At 69.8% G+C, this 15,610-nt stretch carries 13 protein-coding genes; 4 read left to right on the top strand and 9 right to left on the bottom strand.

What is annotated here, in order from left to right:
• On the top strand, positions 1–1,378 hold a 1,378-nt coding region (locus tag FMP39_RS35045), incomplete at its 5' end, for a methyl-accepting chemotaxis protein (RefSeq protein WP_141594339.1).
• Between the two features lie 96 nt (positions 1,379–1,474).
• Here FMP39_RS35045 and clpA read toward each other — a convergent pair.
• The 5 genes from clpA to FMP39_RS35020 form a co-directional block, all read right to left on the bottom strand.
• Entirely contained in the window at positions 1,475–3,772 is a 2,298-nt protein-coding gene (clpA, locus tag FMP39_RS35040; protein ID WP_141594338.1) for an ATP-dependent Clp protease ATP-binding subunit ClpA, read from the bottom strand.
• A gap of 3 nt (positions 3,773–3,775) precedes the next feature.
• Positions 3,776–4,099: an ATP-dependent Clp protease adaptor ClpS gene (locus FMP39_RS35035; RefSeq protein WP_011555974.1), complete on the bottom strand. Its 324-nt coding sequence runs from the start codon at positions 4,097–4,099 to the stop codon at positions 3,776–3,778.
• A gap of 40 nt (positions 4,100–4,139) precedes the next feature.
• The gene (locus FMP39_RS35030) at positions 4,140–5,300 is read right to left on the bottom strand and encodes a GNAT family N-acetyltransferase (RefSeq protein WP_194858694.1); all 1,161 of its coding nucleotides are present in this window, start codon (positions 5,298–5,300) and stop codon (positions 4,140–4,142) included.
• A 67-nt stretch (positions 5,301–5,367) separates the two neighbouring features.
• Complete coding sequence (locus tag FMP39_RS35025) at positions 5,368–5,808, bottom strand: hypothetical protein (RefSeq protein WP_026114260.1); 441 nt, start codon at positions 5,806–5,808, stop codon at positions 5,368–5,370.
• 26 nt (positions 5,809–5,834) lie between these two features.
• Complete coding sequence (locus FMP39_RS35020; protein ID WP_141594337.1) at positions 5,835–6,371, bottom strand: DUF2378 family protein; 537 nt, start codon at positions 6,369–6,371, stop codon at positions 5,835–5,837.
• 159 nt (positions 6,372–6,530) lie between these two features.
• Between FMP39_RS35020 and FMP39_RS35015 the strand changes: the two genes are divergently transcribed.
• Both FMP39_RS35015 and FMP39_RS35010 read left to right on the top strand, forming a co-directional pair.
• Positions 6,531–7,097 (top strand): NifU family protein, encoded by a 567-nt coding sequence (locus tag FMP39_RS35015; RefSeq protein WP_141594336.1) that lies wholly within the window; start codon positions 6,531–6,533, stop codon positions 7,095–7,097.
• A 113-nt stretch (positions 7,098–7,210) separates the two neighbouring features.
• Positions 7,211–8,014 carry an SAM-dependent methyltransferase gene (locus tag FMP39_RS35010; protein WP_305036089.1) on the top strand — a complete coding sequence of 268 codons (804 nt, stop codon included), beginning with the start codon at positions 7,211–7,213 and terminating at the stop codon, positions 8,012–8,014.
• Positions 8,015–8,386: 372 nt separating this feature from the next.
• Here the strand turns inward: FMP39_RS35010 and FMP39_RS35005 are convergent, their stop codons facing one another.
• The 3 genes from FMP39_RS35005 to FMP39_RS34995 form a co-directional block, all read right to left on the bottom strand.
• Positions 8,387–10,066, bottom strand: a complete 1,680-nt coding sequence (locus FMP39_RS35005) for an RluA family pseudouridine synthase (protein WP_141594334.1) — start codon at positions 10,064–10,066, stop codon at positions 8,387–8,389.
• 218 nt (positions 10,067–10,284) lie between these two features.
• Positions 10,285–11,436 carry a class I SAM-dependent RNA methyltransferase gene (locus FMP39_RS35000; protein WP_141594333.1) on the bottom strand — a complete coding sequence of 384 codons (1,152 nt, stop codon included), beginning with the start codon at positions 11,434–11,436 and terminating at the stop codon, positions 10,285–10,287.
• A 34-nt stretch (positions 11,437–11,470) separates the two neighbouring features.
• A complete protein-coding gene (locus FMP39_RS34995; RefSeq protein ID WP_141594332.1) occupies positions 11,471–12,223 on the bottom strand; it encodes a 1-acyl-sn-glycerol-3-phosphate acyltransferase in 753 nt (250 codons plus the stop codon).
• A gap of 224 nt (positions 12,224–12,447) precedes the next feature.
• On the opposite strand from FMP39_RS34995, the gene FMP39_RS34990 reads away from it, so the two are divergent.
• Positions 12,448–13,338: an oxidoreductase gene (locus tag FMP39_RS34990; protein WP_194858693.1), complete on the top strand. Its 891-nt coding sequence runs from the start codon at positions 12,448–12,450 to the stop codon at positions 13,336–13,338.
• Here the strand turns inward: FMP39_RS34990 and FMP39_RS34985 are convergent.
• Positions 13,316–14,944 carry an ATP-binding protein gene (locus FMP39_RS34985; protein ID WP_194858692.1) on the bottom strand — a complete coding sequence of 543 codons (1,629 nt, stop codon included), beginning with the start codon at positions 14,942–14,944 and terminating at the stop codon, positions 13,316–13,318. The two genes, FMP39_RS34990 and FMP39_RS34985, sit on opposite strands and share 23 nt — an antisense overlap.
• Positions 14,945–15,610 lie beyond the last annotated feature (666 nt).

Here is a 15,610-nt window from a genome sequence, read left to right as displayed (position 1 = left end):
GCAGGGGGTGGCGGCGGGGGCCAGCGCGCTCCAGCCCATGCTGGACGCCAGCGTGGGCCATTCGGACCTGGCCTATGCCTTCATTCAAGACTCGGCCGGCAACGTGGTGGCCCACACCTTCCCGGACGGCTTCCCGGACGCGCTGAAGGAGGCGGTCGCCACCGCGGGCGCGGGCTCGGTGCTGGAAGCGGACGCCGGGGGCGTCCGCCTGCGCGCCATGGACGTGGTGGCGCCGGTGGCCGGTGGCCGCCTGGGCTCGGTGCACGTGGGCGTGTCCCGGGACCACATCGACGAACTGGTGTCCGCGCTGCGCGTGCGGATGGTGGGCTTCGCGGCGCTGCTGGTGGCCCTGGGCGTGGCGGTGTCCGCGCTGTTCGGCCGCAGCATCGTCGGCCCGTTGAAGAATCTGACGGAGGTGGCCGGCCACATCGTGGAGTCCGGCGATTTGACGCGCCCCATCCAGGTGAAGAGCGGTGACGAAGTGGGCCGGCTGGCCAGCTCCTTCTCGCAGATGGTGGAGCGGCTGCGCGAGGTGACGCTCAACCTCCAGCAGGCGGCCGTGGCGCTCACCCAGTCCACCGAGCACCTGAATTCGTCGTCCACGGAGCAGGCGCAGACCATCTCCCGGCAGGCCGCGGCGCTGCAGGAGACGCAGGTGACGGCGCAGGAAATCAAGCAGACCTCCATGCTGGCCGCGCAGAAGGCGGAGAGCGTGCTGTCGGTGGCCGAGCGCGCCGACACGCTGGCCAAGTCCGGCGAGGCCTCCATCGAGCTCACCATGGCGGGGCTCAACGACATCCGCGTCCAGGTGGGGGAGATTGCCCAGAAAATCGTCGAGCTGGGCGAGCGCACGCAGCAGATTGGTGGCATCACCCAGACGGTGAAGGACCTGGCGGACCAGTCCAACATGCTGGCGCTCAACGCCGCCATCGAGTCCGTCCGCTCCGGCGAGCACGGCAAGGGCTTCGGCGTGGTGGCGCGCGAAATCCGCGCCCTGGCGGACCAGTCCATCGAAGCCACCACGCGCGTGCGCGAGCTGCTGGACGACATCGCCAACCAGGTGACGTTGGCGGTGCGAATCACGGAGCGCGGCGCCGAGCGCATGGAGTCGGGCCTGGCCCAGGTGCGCACCAGCGGGCAGAACCTGCGCGAGCTGTCCTCCATCGTCCAGGACAACGCCGCCGCCGTCCGGCAGATTGCCGCCGCCGTCAGCCAGCAGAACGTGGGCATCAACCAAATCACCCTGGCGGTGAATGACTTGTCCAAGATGATGGATGAGACGGTGGCCCGCATCGGCTCCACCGGCGAGGCCGCCACCACGCTGCAAATCATCTCCGAGCAGCTCTCCAGCGCGGTGAAGAGCTACCGCGTCGAGTAGTCGCCCGCCCGCTGTCACGGGCGGACAGACGAAGGCCCCGGCTCCCAGGGAAGGGGACCGGGGCCTTGTCATGTCCGCGGCCAGCGCGGGCAGGGGCTATGCCACCTCGGCGGTGGCGGGCTCCGTGCGCAGCTTGAGGCTGTCGTCCTCCACGTCGTAGTGGGCGGTGCCGCCATGCTTCAGGTCCCCGAAGAGGAGCGCCTGGGCGAGCGGCTTCTTCAGCGAGTTGTCCACCAGCCGGGCCATGGGCCGCGCGCCGAAGGCCGGGTCATAGCCGTGCTCGGCCAGCCACGCGCGGGCGGCGGGCGTCAGCGCCAGCTTCACCTTCTTCTCGTCCAGCATCTTCTGGAGCAGGCGCACTTCCTTGTCCACGACCTTGAGGATGACCTCGGGCGGGAGGCCGGAGAAGAGAATCCACCCGTCCAGACGGTTGCGGAACTCCGGCGTGAAGGTGCGCTCAATCGCCTTCTTCGCGCGGGTGGAGTCCACCGGCTTCGCGAGGTCCCCGAAGCCAATGGCCTTGGTGCTCATCTCCTGGGCGCCCGCGTTGGTGGTGAGGATGAGGACGATGTTGCGGAAGTCGGCCTTGCGGCCGTTGTTGTCCGTCAGCGTCGCGTGGTCCATCACCTGGAGCAGGATGTTGAAGAGGTCCGGGTGGGCCTTCTCGATTTCATCCAGCACCACCACCGAGTAGGGGTGCTTGCGCACGGCGTCCGTGAGCAGGCCGCCCTGGTCGAAGCCGACGTAGCCCGGCGGCGCGCCGATGAGCCGGCTCACCGTGTGCTTCTCCGAGTACTCGCTCATGTCGTAGCGCAGGAACTCCACGCCCAGCGACTGCGCCAGCTGCTTGGCCAGCTCCGTCTTGCCCACGCCCGTGGGGCCGGAGAAGAGGAACGAGCCAATGGGCTTCTCCGGCGCGCGCAGTCCGGAGCGGGCCAGCATGATGGCGCTGACCAGGTCCTTGATGGCCGAGTCCTGTCCGTAGATGACGCCCTGGAGCTCCTTCTCCAGATTCTGGAGCTGCACGCCCTCGCTGGCGGACACGCTCTTGGCGGGGATGCGCGCCATCTTCGCGACGACGGCCTCCACGTCCGCGCCGCTGACGGTGTTGGAGCGCTGGCCCTCCGGCTTGAGCCGCTCGGCCGAGCCCGTCTCGTCGATGACGTCGATGGCCTTGTCCGGCAGGAACCGGTCGTTGATGTGTTTGGCGGACAGCTCCGCCGCCGCGCGGATGGCCTCGGGCTGGTACTTCACCCCGTGGTGCTCCTCGTAGCGGCTCTTCAGCCCCTCCAGGATGAGGATGGTGTCCTCGACGGAGGGTTCGCCCACCTCAATTTTCTGGAAGCGGCGTGACAGGGCCCGGTCCCGCTCGAAGGCGGACTTGTACTCCTGGTACGTCGTCGAGCCGATGCAGCGCAGCCGCCCGCTGGCCAGCGCGGGCTTGAGCAGGTTGGACGCGTCCATGGAGCCGCCACTGGTGGCGCCCGCGCCGACGATGGTGTGGATTTCGTCGATGAAGAGGATGGCGTTCGGCTGCTCCTTCAGGGCCTTGAGCACACCCTTGAGCCGCTCCTCGAACTGGCCGCGGAACTTGGTGCCCGCGAGCAGCGCGCCCATGTCCAGCGAGTAGACGATGGCGTCCTTCAGCACCTCCGGCACACGGCCTTCGTGGATGTGCAGCGCCAGCCCTTCGGCGATGGCCGTCTTGCCCACGCCCGCCTCACCCACGTAGAGCGGGTTGTTCTTCCGGCGGCGGCAGAGCACCTGGATGGTGCGCTCCAGCTCCTTCTCGCGGCCGATGAGCGGGTCGATGCGCCCCTCCTGGGCCTCGATGTTGAGCTGCACCGTGTAGGCCTCAAGCGGGCTCTTCTTCGGGGACTCTCCCTCGTCGTCGTCGCCCGCGGGGGTGGCGTGGCCGGCGCTCTCCTCGCCCTCACCTTCACCCTCGCCGTCCTTGGTGACGCCGTGGGAGATGTAGTTGAGCAAATCCAACCGGGTGACGCCCTCCTGCTGGAGCAGGTAGAGCGCGTGGCTCTCGTCCTCGCGGAAGAGAGCCACCAGCACGTCCCCACCGTCGATGAGCTTCTGCTCGGCGGACAGCGCGTGCATGGCGGCGCGGTGGAGCACCCGCTCCACGCCGATGGTCTGCTGCGGCTCGGCGTCCACGCCCTCCGGCAGGCGTTCAACCGTCTCCTCCAGGAAGGAGACCAGGCGCTCCTGGAGTTGCTTCACGTTGGCGCCGCACCCCTTGAGGACTTCACGCGTGCGCGCATCCCTGGTGAGCGCCAGGAGCAGGTGTTCCAGCGTCAGGTACTCGTGGCGCATCTTCCGCGCCTCGTCCAGGGCGGTGCGGAAGCTGGCCTGCAACTCTTTGGCAATCAGCGGTCCTGCCACGTTTCAACCTTCCTCGGGTTCCATGGAGAGTCGCAGCGGCATGTCGTTCTCCTGCGCCGCGGCCTCCACCGTCTGAATCTTCGTTTCGGCGACGTCGTACGTATAAACGCCGGCCACCCCGACACCGTTGTAATGAACGTGCAGCATGATCTGCACGGCATCCGTCTCCGACTTGTGGAAGACCTCCTTGAGCACGGCCACGACGAACTCCCGGGTCGTGTAGTTGTCGTTGTGCAGGAGCACCTTGTAGAGCGGCGGTTTCTTGAGCTTCTGCTTGGGGGCGGACTCCGTGATGACGGAGGTGTCGTGCTCATGCTTCTGCGCCATAAGTCGTTCGGACTCCCTTTGCTGAACGGGCGGGGGATTTTCAGTCCCCCTCCTTGAAACCAGTCTCCGCCCGCCACTGGGGCAGGCTTCCTTCGACGGCTGCCCGCTCGTGGGCCAGGAAGCCGCGCACGGCCCTGTCCATGCCCGGGTGGAGGAGCAGGTGCGCACTGTACGTGAGGCGCGGCTCGAATCCCCGGGTGAGCTTGTGCTCTCCCCCCGCGCCCGGCTCGAAGCGCTCCAGCCCGGAGGTGATGCCCTCCGAGATGGGGTGGTACAGGCAGACGTTGAAGTGAAGGAAGGGGTGCTCCTCGAAGCAGCCCCAGTAACGGCCATAGAGAACGTTGGCACCGGTGAAGTTGAACGCACCGGCCACCAGCCGGCCTTCCCGGCGCGCCTCCACCCACTCGCAGCGGTGCCGGAAGCGGGCGAGCATGCGAGCGAAGAAGTCCGGGGTGAGGAAGCGCTGGCCCCACGGATACTTGTCCACCGTGGTGGCGTACAGGCGGTAGACGGTGTCCGCGTCCGCGTCCGCCAGCGCGTCCCCGCGCAGGGTGCGGACCTCGATGCCGTGCTCGGTCAGGGCCCGCAGCTCCCGGCGCAGCTGGTTGCGGCGCTTGGCGTGGAAGCGGGCGAGGAAGTCCTCCAGCGTCCGGTAGCCCTGGTTGCGCCAGTGGTACTGCACGCCCAGCCGCACGGCGAAGCCCTGGGCCACCAGGACGGGCAGTTCCTCTTCAGTGGGGAAGAGGACGTGGATGCCGGACAGGCGCTCGGCCCGGGCGAACTCCTGGGCGGCGGCGTACAGCTCCGCCTCGCGCGCGGCGCGGTCCTCGCCCGGGGCCACCAGCACGCGGCGCCCGGTGGCGGGGGTGAAGGGGACGGCGAGCACGAGCTTCGGGTAGTAGCGCAGGCCCGCGCGCTCGGAGGCGGTGGCCCAGGGGCTGTCGAAGACGAACTCGCCGTCGCTGTCGTCCTTGAGATAGGCGGGCGCGGCGGCCACCAGGCGCGAGCCGCGCCAGAGCGTCAGGTGCCGGGGGTGCCAGCCCCGCGCCGGCACCGCGCAGCCGCTCTCCTCCATCGCGGTGAGGAAGGTCCACTCCAGGAACGGCGTGGCCTGGGCGTCCACCAGCGCATCCCACGTGGCGCGGGGGACGTCGGAGAGGGAGCGCAGGATTCGCAGCGTGGTGGGGAGCGGTGTCGACATCGTCGGGGCCTGGGCCAGGGCGAGCCTATAACGATGCGCGCCCACTGCTGCCACGGCCGTCCGGGCGCTACTTCCCGCGAGTCAGCTCCGCGGCGAGGAAGCGTCCGGCTTCCGCCAGTCCTTCCTCCCCCCGGCGGCGTCCCTCGTCCGATTCCATGACCCGCCGCGCGGCGTCACCCGCGGTGCCCACCTCCAGGTCCACCAGGATGAAGAAGGCGCTGAGCGCCGGACCCACGGGGGCGATGCGTCCCGGCCGCAGGGGCCGCTCACTCAAGGTGGCGGCCACCTTCTCCACCAGCCCGTCGTCGGTGAGCCGCTTCGCCTTGCCGCGCATGGCGGTCCACGTGACATCCAGCAACGTGGGCAGCATCCGTCCGGAGAGCGCACTGGACAGCCGCTGCGCTGCTTCTTCCTCGTCGATGTGGTGGGCCTGCGCGTAGGTGGGGACGAGCTTCGCCACCACCACGGCGCGGGTGGCGAGGTGGGCGAGTCTGGGCGGGTAGGACACGCGGGGCTCCAGGGGGGGCTGGCGGGCTACCAGCGCACGAACAGACGGTACCCCCCGCTGCTGCGCTCCTCCACGGAGATTCGAGGCCGGGCGTTGGCCAGCTCCAACATTCCCTCCAGGCACCCCGCCATCAGCTCGGGCCGGTTGTAGCGGTCCGACAGGGAGAGGCGGCGGCCGCGCTCGCCTTCGGAGGACATCGAGACGTCCACGTCCGAGCGGCCCATCATCGCCAGGTAGCGAGGCACCCGCTCCAGGGCCTGCGCAGGCCCAATCATGGGCAGGGCCACCGCGGCCACGCGGCCCACCAGCGTCTGCGCGAAGCCGAAGAGGCCCTGGCGGCCCAGCTGCCGGTAGGCGTCCTCGTCACTGAGCTCCGAGTATCGCTCCCGCCGTGCCAGGGCCACTGCCTGCTGCCAGAGAGAAATGGGGTAGTCCAACTCCGGCTTTCGGCTGTCGTACCCCAGCGCCTCCAGTTCCTGGGCCAGCCGGCCCTCCGCCTGGAGACCCCGCACGAAGAACCCCTCGAACACGCTGGCGGGCACGCGGGGCGGGGGCGGGGGCATGCCCCCAGTCTACGCTAAATCCACTATGAGTTCATGTATTTCTGGGATTGCTGGTTGGTGCCGGAGTGGAGGGAGCGGGGGCGAGGGCGATTGCCAGCCCGCGACCCGGGTTGCTATGGGGCCGCGAGCGCCTTAGAGGAGTCGTCCAAGGAGATTTGAATGTCGGTGAACATCCAGCTCGAGTGGACCCCGAACCCCAGCACGCTGAAGTACGTGGTGGACCGGCGGTTGTTGGCGGGCGGGGCGGTGAACTTCACGAACCCCGAGGAGGCCCAGGCGAAGTCCCCGTTGGCGCGCAAGCTGATGGACGTGCGCGGCGTCACGGCGGTGATGATTGGCACCAACTTCGTGACGGTGACGAAGGGGGAAGAGGGCGAGTGGGACGAGCTCAATGACGAGGTCATGTCCACGCTGGACACGCACCTGACGGCCAACGAGCCGGTGGTGGACGAGGCGGCGCTGGCGGCGGCTCGCGAGGCGGCGGGCTCGTCCGGGGGTGGCACCGTGGAAGGGCGCATCCAGGACATCCTGGACAACGAAATCCGCCCGGCGGTGGCCATGGACGGTGGTGACATCACCCTGGACCGCTTCGAGGACGGCATCGTCTACCTGCACATGAAGGGCGCGTGCGCGGGATGCCCGTCGTCCACGGCGACGCTGAAGATGGGCATCGAGGGGCGCCTGCGGGAAATGATTCCCGAGGTCCTCGAGGTGGTGTCCGTCTGAGGCGCAACGTCAAAGCCTCGCAGGTCCGGCGGGAGCTGCTGCCGGACCAGTCCCCCGCGCTGCTGCGCGAGCTGCACCTGCTCACGCGCGAGGGGCACCTCAACGCGGACGCGCTGCGCAAGCTCAAGCAGGTGAACCACCTGATGGGCTTGCTGCGTCCCGCCGTGGAGGATGTCCAGGCGCGCCACCCGAACGCGGTGATGGTGGACGCGGGCAGCGGCAACGCCTACCTGGGCTTCGTCCTCTACGAGCTGTTCCTCAAGGGCGCCGCCAGCGGCACGCTGCTGTCCATTGAAGGCCGGCCGGACCTGACGGAGCGGGCCCAGGGCCGCGCCCAACGGCTGGGCTTCACGCGGATGCAGTTCCAGACGGCGCACATCGACACGGCGCAGTACCCAGAGCGCATCCACCTGCTGATGGCGCTGCACGCGTGTGACACGGCCACGGATGATGCACTCGTCGCGGCCATCCGCCATGGCGCGGACCACGTCGCGGTGGTGCCGTGTTGCCAGGCGGAGGTGGCCGCGCAGCTCAAGGAGAAGCGCCCCGTCGTGGCCAGTAGCGGCAGCATGTCGCTGCTGTACGCGCATGCCTGGCACCGGCGCGAGTTCGGCTCGCACCTGACGAACGTCATCCGCGCGCTGACGCTGGAGGCTTTCGGCTACCAGGTGACGGTGACGGAGCTGACGGGCTGGGAGCACTCGCTGAAGAACGAGCTGATTCTGGGGCGCCGCGTACACCGGGAGAACCGGCGCGCGCGCATTCAACTGGAGCGGCTGTTGGCGGAGACCGGGGTGAATCCCAAGCTGACGCGTGAGCTGGGTGTGAAGCCGGCGGTGTCGGCCGCGGTGGAGACTGTCTCCGCGCCGGAGCCGGATGCCTCCGAAGATGCCTCCGAGCACGTCGTCACGCGCTGAACGCGGGCGTCTGCCATGTCGCCGCAGCCTGTCAGGGCGCGGGGAAGGTCCCATGAGCGCCAGCTGTGCCTTCTCGGCGCGGTGCCCCCCACTGCGGCGGTGACAGGGACGCTCGCCTCAACGAGGTCGTCTCGCCCTTGAGGGGGCGTTCCTGGGGGGCTCTGCTCTCCGTGTCCGGGAACGGTGGATGCGCGGGGGGGCGGCGCGTTCGGAGCGCTTGCTGTTCGGAAATGTCGGGAGATTTCGTGGCGCAAAACTCCCGACATTTCCGAACAGCGAGGTCGGGAGCCCTCACCGGGGGCCCGCGTCGATGGTGCTCCGGGCGTCGCGGCGCCCTCGTGCAGCGCGGGCTTGCGGTCGAGATACGCGAGGTCAGAAGGGCGCCGGCCGCTCCAGCGTGAGGCGCTGCCCCGTGACAGGGTGCTGGAACGACAGGGCCTCCGCATGCAGATGCAATCGGGGCCCCGGGTGGCCATAGAGGCGGTCGCCGACGATGGGTGCGCCAAGGCCCAGCGGATGGGCCGCGTGGACGCGCAACTGGTGCGTCCTCCCGGTGAGCGGGAAGAGGGCCACCTTCGTGCGGCCGTGGCTGCGTTCAAGCACGTGCCACTCCGTCACCGCGGGCTTGCCGTGCACGGGGTCGTGAATCTGCCGGGGCCGGTCGTCCAGGTCCACGCGCATGGGAAAGTCGATGGTGCCGCGCTCGCCCTGGACGTTGCCTTCGACCCATGCGGCGTAGCGCTTGTGCACCTCGCGCCCGGCGAACTGGCGTTGCAAGGCCGCGTAGGTGCGCGCGTCCTTCGCCGCGACGAGCAGCCCCGACGTGTCCAGGTCGAGCCGGTGCGCGAGCATCGTCCCCGCCGCTTCTGGAGCTCTCGCGCGCAGCCGGGCCAGCACGGAGTCCTCCACCGAGACGTCCTTCGCGGGTACGGAGAGCAGGCCCTCCGGCTTCTCCACCACCACGAGCCATTCGTCCTCGAAGACGATGTCCAGCCCTCGTGACGGCAGCACGGGCACCGTGAAGGGCCGGGGCGCGGAGACAGGGAGACCGTCCAGCATGTACGGCAGCAGCGGCCCGCACTTGTCCTTGCAAGCGGGGTAGTACGCGCCGGCGGCCCGGCCTCCCGCGGGAGGAGGAGCACCCCACCAGAACTCGGCGAGCGCGAGCGGACGGAAGCCCTGGGTGAGGGCATGCGCCAGGAGCTTGGGCCCGGCGCAGTCCGCCGCGCCCGATGGGGGCTCGCCTCTGGCGTAGAGGCCGCGCAGGTGCCGGTGTTCTCCGCGTGCATTGGGCACCACGTAGGTGTCGTGCAGGCGCTTCATCAGCGCGCGGCAGACGATGCGCCGCAGTCGCTCCATGGCGCGAAGTCGCCGCTCCATGCGGGCCCGCTGGGGCGCGAGCGCCCGCTGCGCCTCGTCGTGTTGCGCCTCCAGCCTCCGCAGTTCCGCCTTGTCTCCCCGGCTTTCCTGGTCGAGCGCATACAGCGCCGCTCGCTTCGCCTCCTCACTCAGCGAGTCCGAGGCCATGACGTCCGTGCGCCTCGCATGGCGCTGCTTCTTCCGGGCGTCGTGTGTGGCGCGAAGCACCGCGCGGGCCTCGGTGTGGCGCGCTTGCAACGCGTCATGCGCGGTCAGGACGGAGGCGCGCTCAGGGGACTGGCGGAAGGCTACCTCACGGGCCATCAGGCGCTTCACCAGGGCGTCACCCGCGGGCTCCAGCCGCTCGCGCTCGTCACGGGCGAAGAGGGGAGGCGCGAAACCGGGGAGGTCCCATTGCCCGCCAAGCATGCCCGAGAAGGCGCGGAGGAATCCGACGCGTCCGTCAGGCGCCTGGACCACGAGGATGCCGAACATCTTTCCACCCTCGGACGTGTCGAGGCGCGAGGTTGCAAGTCCAGGCGCGAGATGGCCTGCCCGGAGCTCCCGCTGGAGCCATTCCGCCGCCCGGCGCGCCAGCGCGTGGGGCGGGCCCTCGTCGAAGGGGTTTGGGAAGCACCCTGGCAGTTCGTCCGCGAGGGGCTTCGGCTCGAAGGGCGTGAACCACGTTTCCACAGGCCCGCGTTACCACGGCACGGCGGCGCGGCGCATCCGGATGGCGGCCTTCGTGGGCGCTCCACCGAGGACTCCGCGCCTGCCCCCCGAGCGGCAGGGCGGTCATCGTTCTTCAGTCGGGGCCGGTTTGCCCGGCTGTCTTGGACGCGAAGCCGGCGCCCATCGGCGTATCCAGGGGCCTTGCTGTAGAGGAGGACCTCGAACGCACCGCCTGGGCCTCACGTCACATCCAGCCCCGACAGCAGCAGCCGGCACTTGAGCCCGCCGTTCTTCACCGGGAGGCTTCGCGCACCCATCAGTCCCAGCGCCTTCACCAGCGCCGCCTCATCCGGAAGGATGACCGCCGCGCGCCACCCCGCGAAGCCCTGGCGCAGCGTGTTCCCCAAAGCCCGGTACAGCGCGGGCAGGTCTTCGGCTTCGCCCACGCGCTTGCCGTAGGGTGGATTCACCACCACCAACCCCGGGCCTTCCACGGGCGCCTTCAGCGTCCGCGCGTCTTGCCGCTCCAGCGCGAGTGTCACCCCCGCGCGCCGGGCATTGCGCCGCGCCGTTCCCAGCGAGCCCGCGTTGATGTCGTAGCCGTGAATCGCCGCTCCTGGCGCGGGCAGCGCGTCCGCCTCCGCGCGCGCCTTGCGCCCGGCCCAGGCCTGGGCGTCGAAGGAGGGGAAGGACTCGAAGGCGAAGGCGCGCAGCAGTCCTGGCGCCCGGCGCATGGCCATCCACGCGGCCTCCACCAGGAAGGTGCCCGAGCCGCACATCGGGTCCACCAGGGGCTGCGTGCCGTCGTAGCCCGCCAGCCGGAGGATGCCCGCCGCCAGCGTCTCACGCAGGGGCGCGCGGCTCACTTCCTGGCGGTAGCCCCGGCGGTGCAGCGCATCCCCGCTGGTATCGGCGCTCACGGTGAACGCGTCGCCATCCACCCGCACCAGCAACGTCAGGCCCGGACCTCCGCCCTCTTCATCGAGCGGCCCCGCGCGCTCCACCGAGGGCACGTTCCACGCATACGCCGCCGCGGAGAACACCACGTCGGGCCCTGGCACGGGGGAGCGGTTCAGGCTCACCGACAGCTTCGGTGGCGAGCGCCCATCCCAGACATGAGCCAGGTCCAGTTCAGCCAGCCGGTCGGAGAGGGTGTCGGAGTCTCCCGCGCGGAAGTGGCCCAGGCGCAGCAGCACCCGGCTGGCGCAGCGAAGGCGCAGGTTGGCGTCCTGGTGCAGGCCGGCGGGGCCCTCCAGCTCCACGCCGCCGTCCACGCGGCGGGGCTTCCAGCCCAGCGCGGAGGCTTCTGCCTCCAGGGCGGGCTCCAGGCCGGGGAGGGTGGAGACAAAGAGCTGTTCGTCGGTGCGGGCGCGTGTCACGGGAGCGTCCATTGTCCGCGTCCCGGCGCGCGCCGCAATGCCTCATTCAGGACGCGGGCGCGGAAGGCCGCTCCCAGTCCGGGGCCGGAGCCGCCGCAGCGGAGGTATCCGCGTAGAAGCCGCGGTACTCGGGCGGCAGCAGCTCCGCCACCCGGCGCATCATCGCATCCACCAGGGCCTGCCGCGGGTCCTCGGCGCCCGCTACTTCGGCCTCCAGCGCTTCCACGCGGAAGGGCGGGCCGAAGCGCACGAAGACGTCGGCTTTGAAGAGCCGCTCGCCGCCCATGTCCGAGTCGTTGATGGGCATCAGCTTCTCCGTGCCCTGCAACGCCACCGGCACCACGGGCACGCCCGCGCGCTTGGCAATCAGCGACAGGCCCTTCTTCGCCTGGGTGAGGGTGCCCGTGCGGCTGCGCGCGCCTTCCGGGAAGATGAGCACCGACTTGCCGGCCTTGAGGGTGTCCAGCGCCCGCCGCATCGCCTCGATGTCGGGCGAGTTGGGCTTGATGGCGATGGTCTCCATCGTCTCCGAGGCCAGGCGGGTCATCACCGTGCTCTTCAGCTTCACCCCGGCCAGGAAGACGACCTTGCGCGGCCGGAAGGCCCGGTCCAGCGTGAAGCCGTCCGCGTTGGACAGGTGGTTGCAGAGAAAGAGGCAGGGTTGGTCCGGGATGTTCTCCCTCCCCAGGACCTGCTCGTTCGCCAGGGTGTCCCAGACGCCGTTCATCAGGGCGCGGACCACCTGCTGGCGGGCGCCTTCTGGCAGCTTCGACATCAGGAAGAAGAGAGTGCGCAGCACGTATTGGTCGCCTCTAGCTCAGGGGGGGCAGTCGTCCCAGGCCCTCAACGCTCCACCCGCAGATGTAGTTCCGACAAGTGTCGCGCGTCAGCACCCCTCCTGTCCCGGCGCCTCGCCTGGCGGGCGAGCCGTCGTACAGCCAACGCTCATGTGGGACTGGGGGGCGGGACGGTTTTTCCTTCCCCTCTTCCCACCCTCCATGCGGGTTGGCTATGGGAGGGCGCATGAGTCTGGTCGAAGCCCGCGCGTCGCGCGCCAGGAAGCCCGTGGAATACGAGGTCACCGTCGACCATGTGCGGATGGACACGCACGACACGGCGACGCTGTTCCTGGATTTCGGCGGAGTCCCGCTGGAATACAAGGCCGGGCAGTTCCTCAACATCGACCCGCACCAGTTCCCCGCCTTGGGCCGCCTGTCGGCCTACCTCCAGGAGCAGAAGGGGCGGAAGGAGCCGCAGCGTTCCTACTCGCTCGCATCTGCCCCACACGAGCCGCTGGTGGCCATCACCGTGAAGGACGAGGAGTTCATCCCCGGCCTCACCCGCTATCCGCCGCTCTTGTCGCCGTACCTCGTGCATGGCCGGCTCACCGGCGCGCGGATGAAGGTGATGGCCTTCATGGGGCCCTACGTGCTGCCGGAGGACGTGGAGGAGCGCACGGAGCACGTCGTCCACCTGGTGGCCGGCTCCGGCGCGGTGCCCAACTTCGCCATCCTGAAGGACGCGCTCCACCGGGGGCTGAAGCTGCGCCATACCTTCCTCTTCTCCAACAAGACGTGGGGGGACGTGTTGTATGGCGAAGAGCTGGCCGCCCTGGAGCGCCAGCACCCGGACCGCGTGCGAGTGGTGCACACGCTCACGCGTGAGACGGATGAGTCGCGCTTCGGCGCCGCCGTGCGGAAGGGCCGCGTCCACCAGGCCCTGCTGGAGGAGCTGATTCAGGACCGGGATACGTGCCTGGTGTACGCCTGCGGCCCGGCGATTACGCCGTGGGACCGGCGCAAGGCGCTGGAGACGCGCACGCCCTCCACGCCGCGCTTCATGGAGACGGTGCTGGGCCACCTCCACGCGCTGGGCATCGAGGACAAGCGCATCAAACGGGAGACATACGGCTAGGCGCTCGCGGCAGCCACAGCTCGAAGCGGGCACCGCCGCGAGGCCGGCTGCTGGCGCGCACGCTGCCCTCATGCGCCAGCACCACGCGCCGGACAATGGCCAGCCCCAGCCCTCGTCCGTTGGCGCGGGTGAGGAAGAAAGGCTGGAAGACGCGCTGCGGGTCCACGTCGGGAATGCCGGGCCCTTCGTCCTCCACCACCAGGCGCACGCCGCCGTCCGCGGGCTCCACCGTCATCCGTACCTTGCCGCCCGCGGGTGAGGCCTGCACGGCGTTGCGCACCAGGTGCGTCACCGCCAGCTGGAGCAGCGTCTCGTCCCCTTCGAGCGGAGGCGTCTCCGCGGCCTCGTCCACGCTGAAGCGCAGCGTGGGGGCGTCCGGCGGGCCATGCATCTGCCCCAGCGCCCGGCGCACCAGCTCGCCCAACTGCACGGGGCGGGGGCGCGGCTCCAGCGGGCGCACCACGTCCAGCAGGTCCCGGACGATGTCCTCCAGCCGGATGGCCTCCTCCTCCAGCATGCCCACCGCGGCTTGTCCCGTGGGCCCCAGGTGGGCCTCGCGGCGCAGCACCGCCACCGCGTTGAGGATGGCGCCCAGGGGATTGCGCACCTCGTGGGCCACGACGCCCGCGGCTTCGCCCAGCACCTCCAGCCGCTCGCGCGCCACCAGCTCGTCCTGGAGCCGGGACACCTCCTCCAGCCGCACCGCGGACATCTGGTGGTGGCGCACGTTCTCCAGCGCGCCGCCCACCAACTGCGCGAACAGCTCCAGGGTGCTGGCGCCCGCGGGGGTGAGGGCGGGGCCCTGCACGGAGAGCACGCCGAACGGATGCCCGTCCACGAGGATGGGCGCGTCCAGCCCGCGCATGTCCGGTGGATGCAGCTGGCACACGGGGCTCTCCCCGTTGGCGGAAGGCGGGAAGCGCGCCACGCCGAGCATGTCGTGGTGGAAGGCCGCCTTGCGCCGCTCGAGCACCTCCAGGAAGTGCGGCAGCGCGGCGTTCGGAATGCGCACGTCCGCCAGGGGCATGCCGTAGAGCTGCTCGGCCTCGGCCACGATGAAGGGGCTCTGCCGCAGGGGCCCGTACCGGAAGGCGTCGCCGTCCACGTAGACGACGGACACGGAGAAGCCCTGGCGGTAGATGGCGTCCACGGCCGTCTCCAGCACCGACCGCTCGTCGCGGCAGCGCAGCATCGTCGCGGCGGCCGCCACCAACGCCTCCGTGAGGCGCCGCACGGAGTCCTCCGCCTCCGCCTCCAGCAGCACCACCACCAGCTCATCCGGGTGCGCACCGGGCGCATGCCTCAGGGCCAGCGTGCGCTGGGGGCCGCTCGCCGGCTGCACGCGCACCCAGACGGGACCTTCGGGCAGCGGCCCACCGCGGACGAGGGATTCATACAGCGGCTCCACCCAGCCGCGTTCCGCGGGGACGAAGCGGCGGATGCTTTCGGAGAGCGACAGGGCTTCCAGCTCCGACGCTGGAACGCCCAGCAGGGTGGCGAGCGCCGCGTTGACCCGTAGCACCTGTTCGCCGCGGATGAGGGCGGTGGGGAGGGGCATCGCTTCGAGCAGCCGGTATTCGGCGGAGGCGGTGGACACGACGGTCATCCTCTGAGTCCACCGCACCGTCCGCAAGGGAACTTCAGCGGAGCCGGCTGCGGTGGACGCAATGGGTTTTTCCGCACCCCGTATGGAAGGGCGAGGGGCAACACTCGGAGGGCACGATGATGAACTTCAAGAACCTGATGGACCGCGATGACCTGGAGTTGAAGGCTGTCATGGCCGTGATGGCGGTCTACGTGATGATGGGCGCCGTCTTCCTGGGGCAGATGCTGTAGCGCCTGGCCTCAGGGCTTCTTCTTCAGGTCCTTTGCGCGAGCCAGGTACTTCTGCACGAACTCCTTCTCCTCCGGGCGAAGGTGGCTCAGACGCAACCCGTAGCCGCGCGGGTTCTTTCCGTCCTCCAGCGAATTCTCCCAGATGACGGAGCTGCGGAGCGTCAGCACCCGGGGCGGCTCATCGAAGCGCAAGGTGAGTTCCACCAAGGTCCCCAGCCGCAGCGGCTTGTCCGTGGCGATGAACAGTCCGCCCGATGACAGGTTGATGATGCGGTGGTCGGTGAAGATGCCCGCGTTCTGCAGCGTCACCTTCACGTCCGCGTGGATGCGGTCATCCGAACGCCGCTCCAGGCCGACGAACTCCGCGCTGGAATAGGTGGGCGCCGCCGCGGCCCGGCGCCTGTCTCCTATACACATCTGACGCTGCCGACGATCC

The organism is Myxococcus sp. AB056, from assembly GCF_006547365.1.
GTDB lineage: Bacteria > Myxococcota > Myxococcia > Myxococcales > Myxococcaceae > Myxococcus > Myxococcus virescens.
Note: the sequence above shows the minus strand (reverse complement) of the source record. Positions and strands in the feature narration are given on the sequence as shown.